Annotated in this window: 23 protein-coding genes, 1 tRNA gene and 1 pseudogene; 11 read left to right on the top strand and 14 right to left on the bottom strand. The window is 63.7% G+C overall.

Annotated elements, in window-relative coordinates; genetic code table 11:
- Positions 1–39 precede the first annotated feature (39 nt).
- The 3 genes from scpB (at position 40) to A7A09_RS03705 (ending at position 2074) form a co-directional block, all read left to right on the top strand.
- Positions 40–657: an SMC-Scp complex subunit ScpB gene (gene scpB / locus A7A09_RS03695; protein ID WP_106690429.1), complete on the top strand. Its 618-nt coding sequence runs from the start codon at positions 40–42 to the stop codon at positions 655–657.
- Positions 658–726: 69 nt separating this feature from the next.
- Positions 727–927 (top strand): hypothetical protein, encoded by a 201-nt coding sequence (locus A7A09_RS03700; RefSeq protein WP_106690430.1) that lies wholly within the window; start codon positions 727–729, stop codon positions 925–927.
- 40 nt (positions 928–967) lie between these two features.
- Positions 968–2074, top strand: a complete 1107-nt coding sequence (locus tag A7A09_RS03705) for a THUMP domain-containing class I SAM-dependent RNA methyltransferase (RefSeq protein ID WP_106690142.1) — start codon at positions 968–970, stop codon at positions 2072–2074.
- A gap of 112 nt (positions 2075–2186) precedes the next feature.
- Here A7A09_RS03705 and A7A09_RS03710 read toward each other — a convergent pair whose 3' ends face one another.
- From A7A09_RS03710 to A7A09_RS03740, 7 genes and pseudogenes are all read right to left on the bottom strand, one after another.
- A complete protein-coding gene (locus tag A7A09_RS03710; protein WP_106690143.1) occupies positions 2187–3254 on the bottom strand; it encodes a 2'-deoxycytidine 5'-triphosphate deaminase in 1068 nt (355 codons plus the stop codon).
- A gap of 69 nt (positions 3255–3323) precedes the next feature.
- A tRNA-Pro gene (locus tag A7A09_RS03715) sits at positions 3324–3401 on the bottom strand.
- 90 nt (positions 3402–3491) lie between these two features.
- On the bottom strand, positions 3492–4112 hold the full coding sequence (locus tag A7A09_RS03720) for a MerR family transcriptional regulator (protein ID WP_106690144.1): 621 nt from the start codon (positions 4110–4112) through the stop codon (positions 3492–3494).
- Between the two features lie 16 nt (positions 4113–4128).
- Positions 4129–4431, bottom strand: a complete 303-nt coding sequence (ihfA, locus tag A7A09_RS03725) for an integration host factor subunit alpha (RefSeq protein WP_106690145.1) — start codon at positions 4429–4431, stop codon at positions 4129–4131.
- A gap of 48 nt (positions 4432–4479) precedes the next feature.
- Complete coding sequence (locus tag A7A09_RS03730) at positions 4480–5628, bottom strand: type 2 periplasmic-binding domain-containing protein (RefSeq protein ID WP_366465386.1); 1149 nt, start codon at positions 5626–5628, stop codon at positions 4480–4482.
- 39 nt (positions 5629–5667) lie between these two features.
- Positions 5668–6992, bottom strand: a pseudogene (locus A7A09_RS03735) (TRAP transporter large permease).
- Positions 6982–7503: a TRAP transporter small permease subunit gene (locus tag A7A09_RS03740; protein ID WP_245999123.1), complete on the bottom strand. Its 522-nt coding sequence runs from the start codon at positions 7501–7503 to the stop codon at positions 6982–6984. The pseudogene A7A09_RS03735 and the gene A7A09_RS03740 overlap by 11 nt, the downstream one beginning before the upstream one ends.
- A 162-nt stretch (positions 7504–7665) precedes the next feature.
- Between A7A09_RS03740 and A7A09_RS03745 the strand changes: the two genes are divergently transcribed.
- On the top strand, positions 7666–7944 hold the full coding sequence (locus tag A7A09_RS03745) for a DksA/TraR family C4-type zinc finger protein (protein ID WP_106690147.1): 279 nt from the start codon (positions 7666–7668) through the stop codon (positions 7942–7944).
- 74 nt (positions 7945–8018) lie between these two features.
- Here A7A09_RS03745 and A7A09_RS03750 read toward each other — a convergent pair whose 3' ends face one another.
- From A7A09_RS03750 to A7A09_RS03765, 4 genes are all read right to left on the bottom strand, one after another.
- Positions 8019–8993, bottom strand: a complete 975-nt coding sequence (locus A7A09_RS03750) for a beta-ketoacyl-ACP synthase III (protein WP_106690148.1) — start codon at positions 8991–8993, stop codon at positions 8019–8021.
- Positions 8990–10099 carry a phosphate acyltransferase PlsX gene (gene plsX / locus A7A09_RS03755; RefSeq protein ID WP_106690149.1) on the bottom strand — a complete coding sequence of 370 codons (1110 nt, stop codon included), beginning with the start codon at positions 10097–10099 and terminating at the stop codon, positions 8990–8992. Before plsX ends, A7A09_RS03750 begins: the two co-directional genes overlap by 4 nt.
- Before the next feature lie 22 nt (positions 10100–10121).
- Positions 10122–10328 carry a 50S ribosomal protein L32 gene (gene rpmF, locus A7A09_RS03760; RefSeq protein ID WP_106690150.1) on the bottom strand — a complete coding sequence of 69 codons (207 nt, stop codon included), beginning with the start codon at positions 10326–10328 and terminating at the stop codon, positions 10122–10124.
- A gap of 239 nt (positions 10329–10567) precedes the next feature.
- A complete protein-coding gene (locus A7A09_RS03765) occupies positions 10568–11098 on the bottom strand; it encodes a YceD family protein (RefSeq protein WP_106690431.1) in 531 nt (176 codons plus the stop codon).
- Between the two features lie 160 nt (positions 11099–11258).
- Here A7A09_RS03765 and A7A09_RS21985 point away from each other — a divergent pair, with 160 nt between their 5' ends.
- From A7A09_RS21985 to A7A09_RS03785, 4 genes are all read left to right on the top strand, one after another.
- Entirely contained in the window at positions 11259–11516 is a 258-nt protein-coding gene (locus A7A09_RS21985; RefSeq protein WP_366465390.1) for an outer membrane protein assembly factor BamE, read from the top strand.
- Positions 11517–11926: 410 nt separating this feature from the next.
- A complete protein-coding gene (locus A7A09_RS03775; RefSeq protein ID WP_106690151.1) occupies positions 11927–12664 on the top strand; it encodes an SseB family protein in 738 nt (245 codons plus the stop codon).
- Positions 12665–12712: 48 nt separating this feature from the next.
- Complete coding sequence (locus tag A7A09_RS03780) at positions 12713–13405, top strand: CDP-alcohol phosphatidyltransferase family protein (RefSeq protein WP_106690152.1); 693 nt, start codon at positions 12713–12715, stop codon at positions 13403–13405.
- A gap of 171 nt (positions 13406–13576) precedes the next feature.
- Positions 13577–15046, top strand: a complete 1470-nt coding sequence (locus A7A09_RS03785; RefSeq protein ID WP_106690153.1) for an ABC transporter substrate-binding protein — start codon at positions 13577–13579, stop codon at positions 15044–15046.
- 81 nt (positions 15047–15127) lie between these two features.
- On the opposite strand, the gene A7A09_RS03790 is transcribed toward A7A09_RS03785, so the two are convergent.
- Both A7A09_RS03790 and A7A09_RS03795 read right to left on the bottom strand, forming a co-directional pair.
- Positions 15128–16681 carry an alanine/glycine:cation symporter family protein gene (locus tag A7A09_RS03790; RefSeq protein WP_106690154.1) on the bottom strand — a complete coding sequence of 518 codons (1554 nt, stop codon included), beginning with the start codon at positions 16679–16681 and terminating at the stop codon, positions 15128–15130.
- A 19-nt stretch (positions 16682–16700) separates the two neighbouring features.
- The gene (locus A7A09_RS03795) at positions 16701–17135 is read right to left on the bottom strand and encodes a universal stress protein (RefSeq protein ID WP_106690155.1); all 435 of its coding nucleotides are present in this window, start codon (positions 17133–17135) and stop codon (positions 16701–16703) included.
- Positions 17136–17535: 400 nt separating this feature from the next.
- On the opposite strand from A7A09_RS03795, the gene A7A09_RS03800 reads away from it, so the two are divergent.
- The gene (locus tag A7A09_RS03800; RefSeq protein ID WP_106690432.1) at positions 17536–19098 is read left to right on the top strand and encodes a 2-isopropylmalate synthase; all 1563 of its coding nucleotides are present in this window, start codon (positions 17536–17538) and stop codon (positions 19096–19098) included.
- Between the two features lie 44 nt (positions 19099–19142).
- Here A7A09_RS03800 and A7A09_RS03805 read toward each other — a convergent pair whose 3' ends face one another.
- Positions 19143–19979: a glycosyltransferase gene (locus A7A09_RS03805; protein ID WP_106690156.1), complete on the bottom strand. Its 837-nt coding sequence runs from the start codon at positions 19977–19979 to the stop codon at positions 19143–19145.
- A 318-nt stretch (positions 19980–20297) separates the two neighbouring features.
- On the opposite strand from A7A09_RS03805, the gene A7A09_RS03810 reads away from it, so the two are divergent.
- Positions 20298–21332: a rod shape-determining protein gene (locus A7A09_RS03810; RefSeq protein ID WP_076523121.1), complete on the top strand. Its 1035-nt coding sequence runs from the start codon at positions 20298–20300 to the stop codon at positions 21330–21332.
- A gap of 23 nt (positions 21333–21355) precedes the next feature.
- On the top strand, positions 21356–22300 hold the full coding sequence (gene mreC, locus A7A09_RS03815) for a rod shape-determining protein MreC (RefSeq protein ID WP_106690157.1): 945 nt from the start codon (positions 21356–21358) through the stop codon (positions 22298–22300).
- Positions 22301–22305 lie beyond the last annotated feature (5 nt).

Consider the following 22305-nt stretch of genomic DNA (forward strand, 5'->3'; position numbering starts at 1 on the left):
GCAGAGGCCGCCAATTCGCCCGATTTCCCGCCGCCGCCGATGGAGCAGCAGGAGAGGATGGTCGAGGCGGTGCTGTTCGCCGCCGTGTCCCCCGTCAGCATCCGCGAATTGGGTGATCGATTGCCCATGGGCTGCGATCCGGCCGAGGCCATAGCCACGTTGCGCCGCCGCTACGAGGGGCGGGGCGTGATGCTGGAGCGGATCGGTGACGGCTATGCCTTCCGCACTGCCGCTGATCTCAGCTTCCTGATGCAGGCCGAGACGGTCGAGCAGCGCAAGATGTCGCGCGCCGCCATCGAGACGCTCGCAATCATCGCCTATCACCAGCCCGTCACCCGCGCCGAGATCGAGGAGATCCGGGGCGTGGCGGTCAGCCGTGGCACGCTGGACCAGTTGATCGAGATGGAATGGGTACGCATAGGCCGCCGCCGGATGACGCCGGGCCGGCCCGCAACCTTTGTCGTGACCGAGGCGTTCCTGGATCATTTCGGGCTGGAAACCGCCCGCGACCTGCCGGGACTGTCGGAATTGCGGGCGGCGGGCCTGCTGGAATCGCGCCCACCTGCAGATGTGATGGGTGTCCCCCTTGTCGAGCGGGACGAGGATGACGACATCGGGGACGGCGATCCGGCAGAGGATCTGTTCGAGGATGAGTGACATATTGCCAGCAGAAGCGAATTCCGGTTCTCGGGCCGCAATTGCGCCCGGCCGGTGCAGGAGGCTGAAATGAACGCGAACCAGCTTATCAACATGTTCCTGAGATTGGTGACGCGCCGCCTGATGAACTGGGGTGTCAACAAGGGGATCGGCGCAGTGTCGAAATCCGGCAGGAAGCCTTCCGGGACGCGGGGCCGGGGCAAGGGAGCGGGCATGAACAAGAAGCGAACCAGGCAGGCTATGCGGATGCTTCGCCGGATAGGGCGCTGAACATCTCGCCAATGCGCGCGGCTTGGGTTAGGCCTGCGCGATGAGCGATGATCCTTTCGATATATTCGTGGTCGCCACGCCGGGGCTGGAAGCGCCGCTGGCGGCGGAACTGCGTGCATTGGGCTGGGAGCCCGAGACGCAGCCCGGTGGCCTGACCATCCGTGGCACCTGGCGGGATGTCTGGCGGGCGAACCTGATGCTGCGCGGCGCGACCCGGATCCTGGCGCGTATCGGCAGTTTCCGGGCGCTGCACCTGGCGCAACTGGACAAGCGGGCACGCAAATTCCCATGGGCGCAGGTGTTGCGCCCCGATCTGCCGGTCCGGGTCGAGGCGACCTGCCGCGCCTCGCGGATTTACCATGCGGGCGCGGCGCGTCAGCGGATCGAGCGGGCCCTGCGCGAAGAGCTGGGGGCCGAGATCACGTCGGACGCGGCGATGGTGGTCAAGGTGAGGATCGAGGACGACCTGGTCACGATCAGCCTCGATACGACCGGCGAATCGCTGCACAAGCGCGGCCACAAGGAAGCCGTCGCCAAGGCCCCCATGCGCGAGACCATGGCCGCGATGTTCCTGCGCGAGATGGGCTATGACGGCAGCCAGCCGGTGCTGGACCCGATGTGCGGCTCGGGAACCTTCGTGATCGAGGCGGCGGAGATGGCGGCAGGCATGGCGCCGGGACGCTCGCGCCGTTTCGCCTTCGAGCAACTCGCGAGTTTTGAGCGGGCGGAATGGGACGGGATGCGGAAGGCGGTGAAGCCGCAGCTTCCCGCGCCGCGATTCTTCGGCAGTGACCGGGATGCGGGCGCGGTGCGGATGAGCATCGCCAATGCCGAGCGGGCAGGGGTGGCGGGTTGCATCCGGTTCGAACAATGCCAGATCGGCGATCTGGAGCGCCCCGATTGTCCGCCGGGGATCGTCGTCGTCAATCCGCCCTATGGCGCGCGCATCGGCAACAAGGGGCCGCTTTATGGCCTGCATGCGGCGATGGGAGAGATGTTCCGCGACAGGTTCAGGGGCTGGCGCATCGGGATCGTGACCAGCGATGCGGGCCTTGCCAAGGCAACCGGGCTGGCCTGGCAAGCGCCGGGGCCGATCGTGGCGCATGGCGGGCTGAAGATCCGGTTGTGGCAGACGGGGCCGCTATAGATCGTTTGCGTCCCGCGAAGGCCGGGGCTCTGCCCCGCCGCCGTTCCGGCGACTCCCCGGGATATTTGCATGAAGAAGAAATATGGCTCGGTTGAGCGTATCGCCCGAAGCTTCAGCGGAATTGCTTGGCCAGTTTCAGGCCCTGGCCCTGGTAGTTCGACTTGATTCCCGCCCCGTAAAGCCGTTCGGGGCGTGCGGCCATGCGTTCATAGACCAGCCGGCCCACAACCTGTCCATGTTCGAGCACGAAGGGGGCTTCGTGGCAACGGACTTCGAGCACGCCACGGGCGCCCGCGCCGGTGCTGCCGATGCCGAATCCGGGATCGAAGAAACCCGCGTAATGAACACGGAACTCGCCCACCATGGCCAGGTAAGGCGCCATCTCGGCGGCGTAATCGGCGGGGATCGCCACCGATTCGCGGCTGACCAGGATATAGAAGGCGCCGGGATCGAGGATCAGCCGGCCTTCCGAGCTGCGCAATTCGTCCCAGAACTCGGCCGAGGGATATTCGCCGATCCGGTCCAGATCGATCACGCCGCTATGCGGGCGGGCGCGGTAGCCGACCAGATCGCCCTGACCGGGCCGCAGATCGACCGAGAAGCCAAGCCCCTGATCGATCAGCGCCTTGTCGCCCGTCAGCGGCTCGCGCGCGTTCAACTCGCGCAGTTCCGTGTCGCTCAGCACCGCCTGGCCGCGCCGCAGCCGAAGCTGGTTCAGGCGCATGCCGGGACGGACAAGGACCGAGAAGGAGCGCGGGCAGATCTCGGCATAGAGCGGGCCGTCATAGCCTTCGGGCAGGCGGTCGAACTCGGTGCCGTCATCGCTGACCAGCCGGGTCAGCAGGTCCAGCCTCCCGGTCGAGGATTTCGCATTCGCCACCGCCGTCAGGCCCGCGGGAAGGCGCAGCCTTTCCATCAGCGGAACCAGGTAGACGCAGCCGCGTTCAAGCACCGCGCCGCTGCTCAGATCCATCTGGTGCATTTGCAGATCGGCCAGCCGATCTGCGATGCGATTGCCCTTGCCGGCCAGGAAGCTGGCGCGCAGGCGATAGGCCGTGTCGCCAAGGCGCAGGTCGAGGCTGGCGGGCTGGATCTGTTCCGGGATGATCCGGGGCTCGGCTGCGATCACGCCTGATTCGATCAGGCGGCGGATTTCGCTGTCAGGCAGAACACCGTTCATGACTCTCCCCGAAAATCTGCGGTGGATATGGAAACGCCCACCCCGGTGAAGGGGTGGGCGGTTTCGGAATGGTCGGGCCGGCGAGATTCGAACTCGCGGCCTTCCGCCCCCCAGACGGACGCGCTAACCAGGCTGCGCCACGGCCCGACGCCGGCCATATAGAGCGAAGAAAGAGGGCTGCACAAGGGCTGCGACGGGGAAATTTTCACCAATTCGCCATGAAGGATGCGAAAGCTGTCAGTAATGCCGCATGATGGCATCGCGAAGCCGCTTGCATTGCCGATATGCCGCAACGGTCAGGCGGTCCGCGCGACGCAGCCGGGTAGCCGTGCTGACCAGGCGGGTCAACCAGATGCCGTCCCGATCGTCGGAAGCGGCCACGAGATCCGGAAAGAGCGGCAGGGCCGGGGCCTCGCCATCGGGTTTCTGCTTGCGCGGGCGTGCCCCGGAACGCCGATTGGCCATTTTTCGTGGCTCCTCTCTGGCAAGCCGGTCCGGTTTGGAGGGGGCGGGGTCTGGCATGTCACCGGCCGGAGAGGCGGTGATTTCCGGCGTGGCCGGGATTTGCAGGGCGTCGCCGCCCAAACGCGCTGTTCCGCGGGCGCGGACGCTTTCGCCGCGGTCGCGGGCCAGAATTTTCTTGGCGCCGCGGATCGTCAGCCCTTCCTCTCGCAATATCTCGCACAGTCCGGCGGCGAGTTGCACATCCTCGGGCCGGTAATAGCGCCTGCCATCCGGGCGTTTCATCGGCTTGAGCTGGGAGAATTGCGTTTCCCAATAGCGCAGCACATGCGGGGCAACCCCGATCATCTTGGCGACCTCGCCAATGGATCGAAATGCATCGGCCCGCTTCTTCATCTGTCAGCAGCCATCCTCAGCGCTTGTTGCCGGCGGATACGCGATCCTTCATCAGATGCGAAGGCCGGAAGGAGAGAACCCTGCGCGGGGTAATCGGGACTTCCTCGCCCGTCTTCGGATTCCGGCCGATCCGCTCATTCTTGTCGCGGATGCTGAATGTGCCGAAGGATGAAATCTTCACCTGCTCACCGCGCACGAGCGCATCGGAGATATGGTCAAGCACCGATTCGACCAACTGAGCAGATTCATGCCGGGATAGTCCGACATCCCTGAAAACCGCTTCGGCCAGATCCATCCGAGTCAGCGTTTTGTCACCCATGATCTTCCCTCTTTTATCGCATCAGGATGGTTTGCTTTGTCTGACCTGTCAATGCAATGGGCGGAGAAATCGTTCCCCGCCCGTGACTTGTCGCTGTGATTTGCGCGAATTACTGCGCACATTCCTCGAGTTTGGCCAGATCGGGGCCTTGTGGCGTGCGGCCGAGATTGAACGGCGCCGATGCGTCGCGCCAGGTCGCGTAATCCTGCAGATAGGAGATCTGGCTGGCATAGACCTTGGCCGAGAGCGGGTTCTCGCAGGCGACCTCTTCGATGGTTTCATTCGCCATCTTCTGGATCTGCTCAAGCGCGGCATCATCCAGCCGGTTGATCTCGGTCCCGGCTTCCTTGAACTGGGCAAAGGCCTCGGTCGCGCGTTTCTCGGTGAAGGAGAGGCTCCACAGCAGGTTGCTTCCGCCGCGATCTTGAGCTTGTTCTGGGTGTCCTCGTCAAGCGCGTCCCATGCGCCCTTGTTGATCATCACCCCGAAGACGGATGAGGACTGGTGCCAGCCCGGCGTCGACCAGTATTTCGTTACCTGCTGGAAGCCGCCCGAGAAATCGACATTCGGGGTCGAGAATTCGGCGCCATCGATCACGCCGCGTTCCAGCGACTGGTAGATCTCGCCGCCGGCCATGCTGACCTGGTTGCCGCCCAGCTTTTCAAGCAGCTTGCCCTGTTCCAGCCCCGAGAGGCGGAGGCGCAGCCCGTTCAGATCCTCGATGGTCTTCACCGGCTTGTCGACGGTGCGGAAACCCGATTCGTTATTGGTCACGCCATAGGGCAGGTAGACCATGCCGAATTTGCCATAGACCTCGTTATAGAGATCGGCGCCGCCCCATTCCTGGATCCAGTTCACGTAATCCACGGCGTTGAACAGGCTGGCGGTCGTGGACAGCGGGGAAAACGCGCTGTCGCGCCCGGCCCAATAGCCCGGCCAGTCGCCTCCGGCCTGGACCGTGCCCGATTCGACCGCGCCGAACACCTCGCCCGCGGGCACCAGGCTGCCGCCATCGTAGAACTCGATCGTCAGCTTGTCGTCATCGACAAGCTGATCCACCAGTTCGACCCAGTGCTTGTCGATCTCGATCAGTTCCAGGCTGGACGGCCAGGTCGTGGTCATCGTCCAGTTCTCGGCCATGGCCGGCGCAGCAGTGGCCAGCGCGAGCGCGGCGGTTGTCGTCAATCGCTTCAACATCGTTACCTCCTTGTTGATCCTGGTTGGTTGTCTCGGGAATCAGCCGCCATACAGGCTGGTCGGCAACCAGGTTACCATTCCCGGGAATATGATGATCATGGCGCAGATCAGGATGATCAGCCCGATAAAGGGAAGCACGCCCTTGATGATATCGCCCGTCGTCACCTCGGGCGGAGCGATGGCCCGCATGTAGAACAGCGCATATCCGAATGGCGGCGACAGGAAGCTGGTTTGCAGCACCACCGCCATCAGCACCACGAACCAGAGCGGATCGATGCCCATCTCGCTGACCAGCGGCAGGAAGATCGGGAAGGACAGCAGGACGATCCCCGTCCAGTCGAGGAACATGCCAAGGATGAAGACCGCGACCAGCATCACTGCGACCAGCATGTAGGGATCGCTCGCCAGCCCGCGAATCACGTCCTGGCTGGCGCGCAATCCGCCGGTGATGTTGAACACCCCGGTGAATGCCGTCGCGCCGATGACGATGAACAGGATCATGGCCGAGGTCCGTCCGGTCTCCAGCAGCGCCGAATAGAAGGTCTTCCATTCGAAGCGCCCGCGCAGGATGACGATTGCCAGCGCGCAGAGCGTGCCGATGGCGCTGGCCTCGGTTGCGGTGGCGATGCCGGCCAGGAGCGAGCCCAGGATCCCGAGGATCAGCAGCAGTGGAGGCACCGCCTCGACGATGAGCATCCGCCACATGGCGCCACGGCTGATCTGTTCCGCCTCGGCGATGGCAGGGGCCCAGTCCGGCCTGATCCGGGCGATGATGGCGACATAGATCGCGTAGAGCAGGCCGAGCACCATGCCGGGGACCATGGCACCTGCGAAAAGCTGCCCCACCGACAGGCCCGGCGCATAGGAGGACATCAGGATCAGCATGATCGAGGGCGGGATCAGGATCCCCAGACAGCCCGAGGCCGCGATCAGCCCCGTCGCCAGCTTGCGGTCATAGCCATATTGCAGCATCGGGCGCAGCGCCATCATCCCCATCACTGTGATCGAGGCACCGATGATGCCGGTCGTTGCCGCCAGCAGGATCGAGATGAATACCACGCGAGCCCCAGCCCGCCGGTCACCCGCGCCATCAGGTGGCGCAGCGCCTCGAACATCTTGTCGGTCACACCGCTGTCGGACAGGAAGCGCGCCATCAGCACGAAGAGCGGGATGGCAATCAGGACGTAATTGTCCAGCACATCGCCGAAGATCCGGTTGATGACGATGCCAAGCACCATCGGTTTGCCTGCGATCACCGCGCCAAGCACGGCGGTTCCGCCCAGCACGAGCGCCAGCGGGTGTCCCATGAACAGGCCAAGCAAGAGCAGGCCCGACATGATCAGCGCAATCGATTCACCTGACATCCAGCGGCTCCATGGGTTCCAGGTGGTCGGTCTTGTTCAGCACCAGTTTCAGGAATTCGCTGATCCCCTGGATCAGCAGCAGGACGGCGGCCACGAACATCGCGATCTTCAACGGATAGACCGGCAGTTGCACCGCCCCATAGGTCACCTCGCGCTGCCCATATGAGGTCATGGCGAAATCCCAGCTGCGGCGGGCAAAGACCCAGGCAAAGGGAAAGAAGAAGATCACGTAGCCCGCCGCCTCGACCCATCGGCGCGCATTGCGCCCGAGCCGGGAGGTGAGCAGATCGACCCGCACATGCGCCTGGTGACGCAGGGCGTAACCCCCGAGCATGATGAAATAGAAGCCATAAAGCTGCTTGGTCAGATCAAAGGCCCACCGGGTCGGCTCGCCATAGAAATTCCGCATGAAGACGTCGTAGATTATGATGGCCGCAAACAAGATCGCGACGACGGATATGATCCGGCCGACGACCTCGTTGATGCCGTCGATCATCCGAATGATCGGCAAGATATGGACCCTCCCAAAAGGTCGGCGGCGCCCTCGGCGCCTGAATTCGGGCTTCAGTCTTCGCCAATGCCGCGCGGGGTGTCAACCGAAAGCAGGGCAGGGTCATGCAATTGAAACATCTGGCAAGCCTGCCTATCTTCGAGGGGCCGAAAGGAGAGGATCATGGCCGGAGGATGGGCCCGCGACGACGCGGTGAACGAACAGATCGAGATCAGCACCGCCGAGGCCATTGCCCGCGCGAAAGCGCGCGCCGCCCGTCCCGAGGGCGCGGCCCCTTCCGCCGAATTCTGCGCCGAATGCGACGAGCCGATCCCGCAAGCCCGGCGCGAGGCCATTCCGGGCGTGCAACTTTGCGTCACCTGCCAATCCGGCCGCGACAAGTCCCGCCGCCCCGCAGCAGGGATCAATCGCCGCGCCAGCAAGGATTCCCTGCTGAAATAACGGCCTGCAGATTCTTCTTCATGCAAATATCCCGGGGGAGCCCCGTCAGGGGCGGGGGCAGAGCCCCCTGGGGATTACCAGCGCAGAACCGCCGAACCCCAGCTCAATCCGCCACCGATGGCCTCGGTCACCAGGACATCGCCCGGCTTGAAGCGGCCCTCGCCATCCGCCACCGACAGCGCCAGCGGGATCGAGGCTGCCGAGGTATTGCCGTGATCGGCGACGGTGAGGACGACTTTCTCCATCGGCAGGCCCATCTTTTGCGCCGTGGCCGAGATGATACGCAGATTCGCCTGGTGCGGCACCAGCCAATCGACCTCGTCGGGGGTGAGCCCGGCCTTGTCCAGCGCCGCATGCGCGGTCTTGGCCAGCTTCTCGACGGAGTGGCGGAAGACCAGGTTGCCCTGCATGCGCAACTGCCCCGCCGTGCCGGTGGTTGAAACGCCGCCATCGACATAAAGCAATTCGCGATACTTGCCATCGCTGTTCAGATCGCAGGCCAGGATCCCGCGATCGCTATTGTCGCCCTTGCCCTCCCGCGCTTCCAGCACCACTGCGCCGGCGCCGTCGCCGAAGAGCACGCAGGTGCTCCGGTCGGTCCAGTCCATGATGCGCGAGAATGTCTCGGCCCCGATCACGAGGATTCGCTCGGCCTGGCCAGATCGGATCATCGCGTCGGCATTGGCCAGCGCAAAGACGAAACCGGCGCAGACGGCCTGGATGTCAAAGGCGAAGCCGCGGGTCATCCCCAGTCCGGATTGCACCATGGTCGCGGCAGCGGGAAAGGTGAAATCCGGCGTCGAGGTCGCCAGGACGATGCCGTCGATATCATCCGGCTGCAGTCCGGCCTTTTCCAGCGCGGCGCGGGCGGCTTGTATCCCCAGATCGCTGGTCGTCTGGCCTTCGGCCGCGAAATGCCGCCGCTCGATCCCGGTGCGGGCCCTGATCCACTCGTCCGAGGTGTCCAGCTTGTCCTCGAACCAGCTGTTTTCGACCACGCGTTCGGGCAGGTAATGCCCCGTTCCGGTAATGATTGCACGTCGGGTCACGATGCGGCTCCTTCTGATTCTGTGCCAGAGGGCAGCGTGGCGGCGCTTTGTGCAACGCGGGCGGCCAAGCGGTCCTGAAAGCCGGATTTCGTCAATTGAAAGGCAAGCTTGATCGCTGCCGATACACCCGTCGCATCGGCCGAGCCATGCGACTTGATGACCGTGCCGTTGAGGCCCAGGAATATCCCGCCATTGACGCGGCGCGGATCGATCCGTTTCTGCAGGCGCTTGAGCGAGGTCATGGCCAGCAGCGCCGCGAATTTTGACATGATCGAATTGGCGAAGGCTTGTCTCAGGAATTCACCGACCAGCTTGGCAGTGCCTTCGCCGGTCTTCAAGGCGATATTGCCGGTGAACCCGTCGGTCACGATCACATCGACGCGCGAAGAGGGCAGGTCGCCGCCCTCGACGAAGCCGACATAGCGAAAGTTCCCGGCCTCGGCGGCTGCTGATATCAGCTCATTGGCCTGTTTCAGCTCGGCCCGGCCCTTGTGCTCTTCGGTGCCCACGTTCAGCAACCCTATCCGCGGCTCGGCGATATCCATGCCGTTGCGCGCATAGGACGCGCCCATCAGCGCATATTGCAGCAGATCCGGCGCATCGGCCCGGATATCCGCACCCACATCCAGCATGATATTGAAGCCGCCGGGGTTCTTCGAGGGCCACAGGCAGGCGATGGCGGGACGGTTCACGCCCGGCAACTTGCGCAGCCGCAGCATCGACAGGGCCATGAGCGCGCCGGTATTGCCGCAGGAAACCGCGGCCCCGGCTTCTCCGGTCTTGACCGATTCGATGGCCGACCACATCGAGGTGCCATTGCCCTTGCGGACGATCTGGCTCGGCTTGTCCTCCATCGTGACCACGCCCGTCATGTGGCGAATGTCACAACGTCCGGACAATTCCTTACGGCGTGCGATAAGGCGGCGAAGCTGGGCTTCGTCGCCATGCACGACAAACCGGATCTCGGGGTTTTTCGCGGCACTCTCCGCCATCCCGGCGACAACGACCGAGGGACCGCGGTCGCCTCCCATCGCGTCAACCGAAATCACCACGCTGCCCCCGTTTTCAGGGGCGCGCGGCACCGGACTGGTCGGATCGGTGGTCATCAGGTGGCGATGCCGGCCCCGATCAGGCCGCGTCGTCGTCGAGATCGATTTCGTTCGCCTGCGCGACAACTTCGCGGTCGGCGTAGTGACCGCAAGACGGGCACACGTGATGCGGGCGCTTCAACTCGCCGCAATTCGGGCATTCATTCGGGTTCCCGGCGACCAGGGCATCATGCGCACGACGCATGTTGCGCTTGGAACGGGTAACGCGGTTCTGAGGGACAGCCATGTCACAACCTCGGTTAGCTGGGTGCGGTAGCCTTGCGGCATATGCACCATGTGTTTTGAATTCGCAAATGAACCGCGCAGATACGCCATGACGGTCGCGCCCGCAAGCCCTTGCGGCGGTGCCATGGCCGGAAATGTGCCCTGTTCACCACTCGGACCATGGATCGTGGCCCGAAACACCGGGTCGCACAAGGTGATTCTGTTACAAGTTCACGATGCGCGGCCGGTGAGACGGCGCGATCACTTCTGATTCCCGTCATCCTTCAGCAGCTTGTCCAGATCGGCGAAGGGGCGGCGGGTATCGGATTCGGCCACATCTTCGGCGATTTCCGGCATTTCTGCACCTTCGGCACGCGGATAGTCGGGCAGGGCCAGTGCCAGTTCCTCGATCATGACCGCAGTCAGGTCGATGAACTGGCCCAGGGGTTCAAGGCTCTCGTCGGGCATTTCGATCTCTTCGCCCTCGGGCGGGCGGATATGCGGGGAATAATGGCGCTGCACCTCTTCGGTGAGATTGGTCTTTACCGGTTTCAGCGTGATCACGCAGGATTGCACGACCCGGGCGGTGAGCCGCCCCCGCAGGATCCAGGCGTCACCGCCCTCGGCGCGCAAATCGCCCTGCAATTCCAGCTTGGGCAGGCCCTGCAGCCCCAGTTCCCCGGCAATGGCGGCACGGGTTTGCGCGTCCGGGCGCAGGGCAAACGGAGTGGGTGCGCGCGGATTCAGATGCGCCACGCGCAGGCGTTGCGGATGGGAGTCTGGGGCGGTCATCATCGGGCCTCTGGCGGTCTGTCGGCGGAGTTTCGGCTTTTCTGCCGCATGACAGGGTAGCGCAACCCCCGACCGCCGATGGATATTCTTGAGCGCCGGGTGCGAGTTTGCTAAGCCGGTCGGGCCGCGTCAACAGTCCGAGCAGAGGGATAACATTTTCATGGCCGCAATTCGGCAGGTGCTGATCCTGGTCCTGGTGACCATTCTCGGGCTTGCAGCCTGTTCTCCAGTCTATCGCAATCACGGCTTCGTGCCGCCGGATACCGATCTGGCGCAGGTCGTGGTGGGCGAAACCACCATGGACCAGATCCCGGTATTGATCGGGCGTCCCTCGGCGCAGGGGCTTCTGACCGGGTCGGGCTGGTATTACGTCGCTCGCGCTGGCGCCATTACGGCCCCACGGAGCCGCAAGAGGTAAGCCGCGAGGTTGTCGCGATTTCCTTTGATCCCCAGGGTGTTGTCAGTAATGTCGAACGGTTCGGGCTGGAGCGTGGGCGGGTCGTTACCCTGTCGCGCCGGGTCACCGATACCAGCGTGACCGAGATTTCGCTGATCGGGCAGATCCTTGGCAACCTGGGCAATTTCCAGGCCGGCGACTTCATCGATTAAGCCAATGCCCGGCATCGTTGCGCAACGATGCCGGGCGTCGCATCGGCCTTGCGATTCCCCGGCAAATGGCCGGGGTTTCGCCTGCGCACCCCATGCTCCGCTTGCCCGCGTTGTGCGAGGCTGTCGCCGCGATCTTTGTAGCCTGGGCGATTGCCTTCGGATTGCACCGCGACGCGCCGCCGGTTAGGGCAGGGCGGTAATCCGCCGAGAGTTCCGTTCATGACCGCGCTAGACGATCTTGCCGCCATTGCCTTTCACGACGCCGATTCCGCGCAGCGGGCGCGCATGCTCTCGCGCCTGGCCGATACCGAGCTCTCCGTCGCGCTGGTCGCGGAACCCGAGGGCGACCGGATCGAGCTGCGAATCTTTCCGCTCGATGGCGGGCCCGTCGCACTGGCCTGCGATGGCGAGGACCGGCTGGCCGGGTTCTTCGGCGCGCCGGTGGCCTATGCGGCCATGCCGGGGCGGGTCCTGGCCGGGTTGCTGCGACAGGAGGGCGTGGGGCTGCTGGTCAATCCGGGCCATCCCTCCGAGATGCTGCTGGATGCCGGGATGCTGGACTGGTTGACCGGGGTCCTGTCGGCCGCCCCCGAAACCGCCGAGGCGCGGCTGCGACTGACCGCTCCTTCCCCGGCCACGATCGAGGCGCTGGCCGAACCCCTGGCCGCGCGGCTGGCCGATATGCGTGGATTGATCACCGGCGCGGCGCTGGCGGGGGTGCGGGGCGAGGACGGCCCCAAGGCACATCTGTTGCTGATCGCCGGGGCCGAGGCCGGGCATCAGCCCGCCATCGCCAAGGCGCTGGCCGAGGCGCTTGCCTTCCTGCCGCCGCAACCGGGGGGCGTGGATATCAGCTTTTCGGATGCCGCCCCGCCGCCCGCCGCCCTGCGATTCGAACTTTCCCCGCCCGAGCCGTCACCTGCCGAGCGGGCGAAAGCCCCGCCGCGCCTGCGCTGATCCATCTACATAGTTGCGCGGCCCTCATCGACCTGCCAGAAAAGGCGAATGCATTTGCGTCACAAGGCCCTGTCCGTCCATCTTCTGACCGCGACCGGAGCGGTCCTGTCCATGCTGGCCATGCTGGCGGCGGCCGAAAGGGAATGGTCGCTGATGTTCCTGTGGCTGGTCCTCGCTTTCGCCGTGGATGGCATCGATGGCCCGCTGGCCCGCCGATACGAGGTCAAGACCAACTGGCCCGCCTATGACGGCGTGCTGATGGACCTGATCATCGATTACCTGACCTATGTGTTCATCCCGGCCTTCGCGCTGTTTCAGTCTGGATTGCTCTCGGGCTGGACCGGCTGGTTCTCGATCATCGTGATCACCTATGGAAGTGTCGTATATTTCGCCGATACGCGAATGAAAACGAACGATAATTCCTTTGCGGGATTCCCGGGTTGCTGGAACATGGTGGTGCTGGTTCTCTTCGCGGTCAAGCCGCATTGGCTGGTAATCCTGGTCATCGTCGTGCTGCTGACCGTCGCCATGTTCACCAATATCAAGTTCATCCATCCGGTCCGCACCGAAAGATGGCGGGCGATCTCGCTTCCGGTGGCGATCCTTTGGGTGATCTTCGCGGCCCGCGCCGCATGGGTCGATTTCCACCCGGCAAGCTGGGCGATCTGGGGACTTGTCCTGACCTCGATCTGGCTCTTGCTGGCAGGCCCGCTTCAGCAATTGCTGCCCGAGCGCAGGTAAGGTCCCGGGAACGGGCCTCCCGCCTCTTCTTCTTCACGCAAATATCCCGCGGGGGTCCGGGGGTGCGAAACCCCCGGCTGCCGCGGGACGCAGACCCGGCACCGCCCCAAATATCTTGCCTGCACGCCCGATCCATCCGATGATCCCGCCAATGCAAGGATCGGGGGACATATGCTTGATTTGCTGAAATCATCCGTGGCGGCGCTGGCGCTGATGGCCGGAGGGGCCGCCGCGCAGGACGCGATCACCTTGGGAATGGTGCTGGAGCCGCCCAATCTCGACCCGACCGGCGGGGCCGCCGCCGCGATCGACGAGGTGGTCTATGCCAATCTCTTCGAGGGGCTGACGCGTTTCGGCCCCGATGGCAGCATCCTGCCCGCGCTGGCGTCAAGCTGGGACGTGGAAGAGGACGGCCGGGTCTATGTCTTTCACCTGCGGGACGGCGTGACATTCCATGACGGGGCGGAGTTCACCGCCGAGGACGTGGTCTTCACGCTGGACCGGGCGCGGGCCGAGGATTCGACCAATGCGCAGAAAGTGCTCTTCGAGGGAATCGAGAGCGTCGAGGCGGTGGATCCGCTGACCGTTCGGGTCACGCTGACCGCGCCGGACGGGAACTTTCCCTTCAAGATGGCCTGGGGTGACGCGGTGATGGTCGACGAGGCCAGCGTCGCCGACCTGGCCACCAAACCTGTCGGCACCGGCCCGTTCAAGTTCGACGAATGGGCGCAAGGCGACCGGGTCGAGCTGTCGGCCTTCGACGGCTATTGGGGCGAGAAACCGGCGCTGAAGCGGGCGACATTCCGCTTCATCAGCGATCCGACCGCGGCTTTCGCGGCGATGATGGCAGGGGATATCGATGCTTTCCCGAATTTCCCGACGCTTGAAACCTTGCCGCAGCTTCAGGCCGATCCGCGCTTCAAGGTGATCGTCGGCACCACCGAGGGCGAGACGATCCTGGCGATGAACAATGCCCAGCCTCCGCTGGACGATGTCAGGATCCGGCAGGCCATCGCCCATGCGATCAACCGGCAGGACATCATCGACGGGGCGATGTTCGGCTATGGCACGCCGATCGGCAGCCATTTCGCGCCGCATCATCCCGATTACGTCGATCAGACCGCGAAATCCGCCCATGACCCCGAGGCCGCGAAAGCCTTGCTGGAAGAGGCGGGGGCGGATCAGGTCAAGTTGCGCCTCGCCCTGCCGCCGACTCCTTATGCGCGCCGCGGGGGAGAGATCGTGGCGGCGCAGCTGCGCGAGGTGGGGATCGAGACCGAGATCACCAACATGGAATGGGCGCAATGGCTGGAAAGCGTCTTCAAGGGCGGCGATTTCGACCTGACCGTGATCAGCCATACCGAGCCCCTGGACATCGATATCTATGCCCGGCCGGATTACTATTTCCACTATGCCAAGCCGGAATTCGTCGCGCTGATGGACGAGTTGCAGGCGGCGACCGATCCGGAACAGCGCAGCGCGCTTTACGTCAAGGCACAAGAGATGATCGCCGATGATTACGTCAACGCCTTCCTGTTCCAGCTTGCCCGGGCCGGAGTGGCGAATGCGAAGATCGAGGGTCTGTGGGAGAACGCGCCCACCCAGGCCAATGACCTGACCGGGGTGCGTTGGGTGGAATAGGCCCCGGCGGAAGAGGATGAACCAAACAGAACGGGCGGGCACCGCGATGGGCCCGCCCGTTCCTGTTTCATGAATGGCAGGTCAGGCGAATTTCGTGATCTCGCCCGAGCGCAGCCGTGACACGTAGCTTGTCAGTTCCGCCTTGACGATCGGCATCAGGAAATACAGCGCGATGATATTCACCACCGCCATCGCGAAGATCGCCGCATCCGAGAAGTCGAGGACCGAGCCCAGCTGGATCGTCGCGCCGAGGAAGACGAAGAAGCAGAACAGCAGCTTGTAGATCATCTCCTTGGTCCGCCCTTCGCCGAACAGGTAGGTCCAGGCTTTCAGGCCGTAATAGCTCCAGGAGATCATCGTCGAGAAGGCAAACAGCACCACCGCGATGACCAGCACATAGCGGAACCAGCTGAAACTGCTGCTGAAGGCCGCCGATGTCAGTGCGACACCGCTGCTGCCGTCCAGCGTCTTGATCGCCTCGCCGGCTTCGTCCAGCACGAACAGGCCGGTTGCCGGATCGGTGACCAGTTGCCCGGTGATGACGATGACCAGCGCGGTCATGGTGCAGACGACCACGGTGTCGATGAAGGGTTCGAGCAGCGAGACGAAACCCTCGGTGATCGGCTCCTTGGTGCGCACCGCCGAATGGGCGATGGCGGCCGAGCCGACACCGGCCTCGTTCGAGAAGGCGGCGCGGCGGAAGCCCTGGATCAGCGCGCCGATGGCGCCGCCGGCGATCCCGCTTTCGGTGAAGGCGCCAGAGAAGATCTGGCCGAAGGCGGTTCCGATCATGTTGAGATTCATCAGGATGATGATGAGCGCCGTGCCGACATAAAGGACACCCATGAAGGGCACGACCTTCTCGGTCACGCTGGCGATGGATTTCAGGCCGCCGATGATGACCAGGAAGACGATCCCGGCGAAGATCACCCCGGTGATCCAGCCCGGATACTCCCCGATGACATTGGAAAGCTGCGCATGGGCCTGGTTCGACTGGAACATGTTCCCGCCGCCCCAGGAACCGAGGATACAGAAGATCGCGAACATGACCCCAAGGAACTTGCCACCGGGCAGCCCGCGCTCGGCAAAGCCCTTGGTCATGTAATACATCGGCCCGCCCGAGACGGTGCCGTCTTCGTATTCGTTGCGGTATTTCACACCAAGCGTGCATTCGGTGAATTTCGACGCCATGCCGAGCAGACCGGCAAGGATCATCCAGAATGTCGCCCCGGGTCCGCCGATGCCCACGGCAACCGCCACGCCGGCGATATTGCCAAGGCCGACCGTGCCCGACAGGGCCGTGGCAAGCGCCTGGAAATGGCTGACCTCGCCCGCATCATTCGGGTCGGAATAGTCGCCTTTTACCAATGCGATGGCATGGGGAACCATCTTGAATTGCACAAAGCCGAAATAGATCGTGAATACGAGCGCCCCGATCACCAGCCAGCCGACGATCCACGGGAAGTCGTAACCGAAGATATTGAATGTATAGAAGATGATATTGACGAACCATCCGGTCGCATAGCCGAAATACTGGTCGAATACCGCGTCGATGCCCTGAGCCAGGGCCGGAGCCGCGCCAAGCAGCGTGACCCCGATTACTGCGGCGAGCATATGCGTTGCACGAGAAGTCATGATGGATACTCCTTGGCGTTCAGGGCACGATGGTGACCGGCACCGGCGCGACCTGCGCCAATGTGCCCGCAACCGAACCGAAGATGCGCGATGACAGGCCCGAATGGCCCATCCGTCCGATCATGATCAGCGCCGCGTTCTCGTCCTTGGTGATCTGGACAAGCGTCTCGGCGATATGACCGTATTTCAGCACCGCCGTGACGGACACACCCGCCGCCTCGACCTTGGCCACCACCGGCGCAAGGATCGCCGTTTCGGCCCGGCTCAATTCTTCGTTGCGGCGTTTATGCCGCTCTTCCAACTCGTTCGGGGTCAGGAAGCTGTAAGGGGACCATTCCAGCACATGGGCGACGACGATACTGTCGCCCTGCGCCTTGGCCCGGCCGGTCGCGAATTCCAGCGCGCGATGCGCGGCCTCGCTGCCGTCAAAGCCGACGACGATTTTTCGTGACATGTTTCCCTCCTTGATAGTGTTTATCATTATCGTTGATGGGTCGAGGATAGGCATGGCGGGGCCAGTGGGGCCAGCAAAAATATGACAAATGCGTAAAGTTACATGCCCATCCCGCCGCCCGTTGCCTGAAAACAGGCGGATTTTCCCGCTGTTTCCGGGCTTTGCCGGGGGCGAATGCGATTTTCCTCTTTTCAAGCCGGGTCATGGGCGGCATATTCCGCCTCATGACTCGGATGCGACATATCGCCACCGCCACCACCGCGCCTTTCGGCGCGCTTCTGGCCGTGAATCTCCGTGGTCTGCTTCTTCTTACGCTGCGCTGAGCGGGTCTTCCGGGCCGCCGCTCAGCAAGGTCAGTGCCCGGGCACCCCTTGAATTCAAGCGTATGAAAGACGACCAGATGACCGACCAGAACCGCGTATACATCTTTGACACCACCCTGCGCGACGGCGAGCAATCGCCCGGCGCCACGATGAGCCATGCCGAAAAGCTGGAAATCGCCCAGATGCTGGACGAGATGAATGTGGATATCATCGAGGCAGGCTTCCCCATCGCCTCCGAGGGCGATTTCGCCGCCGTGAGCGAGATCGCCAGGCAAGCGAAGAACAGCGTGATCTGCGGGCTCGCCCGCGCCCAGATCCCGGATATCGACCGCTGCTGGGAGGCGGTCAGGCACGCGAAACAGCCGCGCATCCATACCTTCATCGGCACCTCGCCGCTGCATCGCGCGATCCCCAACCTGGACATGGACCAGATGGCCGAGCGGATCGAGCAGACCGTGACCCATGCCCGCAACCTGTGCGACAACGTGCAATGGTCGCCGATGGACGCGACAAGGACCGAGCATGATTACCTGTGCCGGGTGGTCGAGATCGCCATCAGATGCGGGGCGAGCACGATCAATATCCCCGACACCGTGGGCTATACCGCGCCGCGCGAAAGCGCCAATCTGATCCGCATGCTGCTGGAGCGCGTGCCGGGTGCCGACGAGGTGATTTTCGCCACCCATTGCCATAACGACCTTGGCATGGCGACGGCGAATTCGCTGGCCGCGGTCGAGGCGGGTGCGCGGCAGATCGAGTGCACGATCAACGGTCTGGGCGAGCGCGCGGGCAATACCGCGCTGGAAGAGGTGGTGATGGCGATGCGGGTGCGCAACGACATCATGCCGTTCAGCACCGGAATCGACACCACCAGGATCATGGGGCTGTCGCGCCGGGTCGCTCAGGTCTCGGGTTTCGCGGTGCAGTTCAACAAGGCCATCGTCGGCAAGAACGCCTTCCTGCATGAATCCGGCATCCACCAGGACGGCGTGCTGAAGAATGTCGAGACATTCGAGATCATGAAGCCCGCCGATATCGGACTGAACGAGAACAATATCGCCATGGGCAAGCATTCCGGCCGTGCCGCCCTGCGCGCCAAGCTGGCCGATCTGGGCTACGAGGTCGGGGATAACCAGCTCAAGGATATCTTCGTGCGGTTCAAGGCCCTGGCCGACCGCAAGAAGGAGGTCTATGACGATGACATCGTCGCGCTGGTCCAGGATGCCGCCGCCAATACCGGCGATGACCATCTGCAGGTCAAGCATCTGCGCGTGGTTTGCGGCAGCGACGGCCAGTCGGCGGACCTGACCATGATCGTGGGCGGCGAGGAGAAATCCGTGCATTCCACCGGCGATGGCCCCGTGGATGCCTGCTTCAACGCGGTGAGGGAGATCTTCCCGCATGACGCGGAACTGCAGCTTTACCAGGTCCACGCTGTGACCGAGGGCACGGATGCCCAGGCCACGGTCAGCGTCCGGATGGAGGAGGAGGGCCGGATCGTCACCGGCCAGTCATCGGATACCGACACGATCCTCGCCTCGGTCAAGGCTTATGTCGGGGCGCTGAACCGGCTGATCGTGCGGCGCGAAAAGACCGGCAAGGACAGCGACTCGAAACAGATCAGCATGTATTCGCATTGAGCATATGCGATCGGCCGGAACCCGCATGACCGGGTTCCGGCCTTCTAGCTTTCGGACCGGCGCAGCCGTGACCAGTCGAATTCGGACAGGAAGGGGAAATGCTGCTTCAGGTCGTGCCTGAACTGCGTCTCCTCGACCTGTTCATAGCCCCAGGGGATCTCGGGTATGCCATCTGTCGCCGTGTCGCCGCTGTCCCATCGCAGGACCAGATGCCCCATGATCGACAGGTCGGTGAAGGCCGGCATGCGCTGCGGCAGGCTGAAATGGTTCAGCGCGAAGATCGATTTGCTGCCCAGTTGCAGTCTCGCCGCGGCGCCTGCTCCGGTGAAGCCGCGATGGGTCTGCCAGAAACTCGGCGCTGCGCCCTCGTAGGTGATGACGCTCAGACCGCGCGGAAAGCCGATCGCCACCCGTGGCAGTTCCGCCAGCATCCTGCCATGCGAACGCAGCTTCTCTATATAGCGCCGGCCCACCGCGTCGTCGTCATCCAGCCGGAATTGCAGCGCAGGGGCCCCATGGGTCCGGCTGAGATCGTCCAGCAAGGGCGCGAGCGCCCGATTCGTGTCCGTTTCGTCCGAAACCATCAGCCGAGCCTGCGGAACCTTGTCGCAAAGCTGAGCCAGCCGGTGTTTCCATTCGTCGGGAAGGCTGTCCGAGGTCAGGATGACGAAATCGAAATCCTGGTCGGTCTGACCCGCGATCGATGCGAGGGTGATATGTTCCAGCGTGAAGAGCCGCTGCCGAAGCCGCTTCGGATCGAACAGCATCCTCGCACGCCCGGCCAGCATCCCGGCATCGGTCGCGTCGGGGCGCTGCATGCCCATCCAATCGCCCCGTCCCAGAAAGGCGAAACGGCAGAACCCGACGATTCTGTTACTCATGCAATAGCTTCCTCGACAACCCCGTGGTTTCGGGCGATGCAATACCCTCGCGGGCGGACCCGGTCGATATGGTTTCAGAAATTAACCATTTCTTGATCATTTTCATGCTGATTGCGTCTCGTCACTTGGCGGCGCAGGATATGGTTCAGTTTACTGGCCGATGCCTGCGAAGACATGTAACTGGGGCTTTCGTCAACGGTGTTAGCCTTCTATATGGGGCAACGCCTTTTCTTACGAAGCGATTCCGCAGGGACAGGCGCTCAAGAGACGGCAAAATGGGGCAGGGCCGGGACCAACCGGCGCGAAAGGAATACAGGAATGGCATTCGGGGGATTGTTTTCGACCGATATCGCAATCGACCTTGGGACGGCGAATACGCTGATCTATGTCAAGGGCAAGGGGATCATCCTGAACGAGCCTTCGGTCGTGTCCTATCACGTCAAGGACGGCAAGCGGCAGGTGCTGGCCGTGGGCGAGGATGCGAAACTGATGCTGGGCCGCACGCCTGGCAGCATCGAGGCGATCCGGCCGATGCGCGAGGGAGTCATCGCCGATTTCGACAGCGCCGAGCAGATGATCAAGCATTTCATCAAGAAGGTGTTCAAGCGCACCACCTTCTCGAAGCCCAAGATCATCGTCTGCGTGCCGCATGGCGCGACCCCGGTGGAAAAGCGGGCGATCCGGCAATCGGTCCTGTCGGCAGGCGCGCGCAAGGCCGGGCTGATCGCCGAGCCCATCGCGGCGGCCATCGGTGCGGGCATGCCGATCACCGAGCCGACCGGCAGCATGGTCGTCGATATCGGCGGCGGCACGACCGAGGTGGCGGTGCTGTCCCTGGGCGATGTGGTCTATGCGCGCTCGGTCCGGATTGGCGGCGACCGGATGGACGAGGCGATCATCAACTACCTGCGCCGCAACCAGAACCTGCTGATCGGTGATTCGACGGCCGAGCGGATCAAGACCTCCATCGGCACCGCGAGGATGCCCGATGACGGGCGCGGGGCGACGCTGATGGTGCGTGGTCGCGATTTGTTGAACGGCATTCCCAAGGAGATCGAGATCTCTCAGGCGATGATCGCCGAGGCGCTGACCGAGCCGATGCAGGCGATCTGCGAGGCGGTGATGGTCGCGCTGGAGGCGACGCCCCCGGACCTGGCCGCCGATATCGTCGATCGCGGCGTGATCCTGACCGGCGGCGGCGCCATGCTGGGCGAGCTGGATCTCGCGCTGCGCGAACAGACCGGCCTGTCGATCAGCCTTGCCGACCAGCCGATGAGCTGCGTGGCGCTCGGCACGGGCAAGGCGCTGGAATACGAGAAACAGCTCCGTCATGTGATAGATTACGAAAGCTGAGACCAACCGCGCGGAGGCGCTGAATGGCGCGCAAGGGACCAGATTTCGCCACGCCGATCCGCCGAGTCCTGATCGGGCTTATGGCGATTGCGCTGGTCGGGCTGTTCCTGTTCTGGCGGATCGACAGCCCGCGGGCCGAAAAGATGCGCACGGCGGTGATCGACCGGGTCGTGCCCAGTTTCGAATGGGCCATGGCGCCGGTCACGCAGATCAGCGAGATGATTGCCGGGTTCCAGTCCTACGCCAGGCTATACGAACAGAACCAGGAACTTCGCCGCGAATTGCGCAAGGCCGCGGAATGGAAGGAAGCGGCTGTCCGGCTGCAGGAGGAAAACTCCAAGCTCTCGGCCCTGAACGAGGTTCGCATCGATCCGGAACTGACCAGCGTGACCGGCGTGGTCATGGTGGATTCGGGCTCGGCCTTTCGCCAATCGGTATTGCTGAATGTCGGCTCGCGCGATGGCATCGTCGATGGCTGGGCGACGATGGACGGGCTGGGGCTGGTGGGGCGTATCTCGGGCGTGGGGGAACGGACCAGCCGTGTCGTCCTGCTGACCGATCCCTCGTCACGCATCCCCGTCACCATCCAGCCCTCGGGCATCCGTGCCCTGCTGACCGGCGATAACAGCCCCTATCCCCTGCTGGATTTCATCGAGAATCCCGACAATGTGCGCGCCGGGGACCGTGCCGTGACCTCTGGCGATGGCGGTGTCTTCCCGTCCGGCCTGCTTGTCGGGCATGTCGCCCAGGGTGCGGATGGCCGCACCAGGCTGCGGCTGGCGGCGGATTACGGCAGGCTGGAATTCCTGCGCGTGATGCGTTCGCACCCGGCAGAGCAATTGACCGATGCCGGAGCGCTGATCGCGCCCGGGACGGAAGAACCCGATCTGATCGGCCCGCTGATGCCCGAAAGCCTGCTTGAAGGCGGTCTCGGGACCGGGGACCTTGTCGACGGACCATCGCGGTGATCGGG

This window comes from Paracoccus methylarcula (genome assembly GCF_003007735.2).
GTDB lineage: Bacteria > Pseudomonadota > Alphaproteobacteria > Rhodobacterales > Rhodobacteraceae > Paracoccus > Paracoccus methylarcula.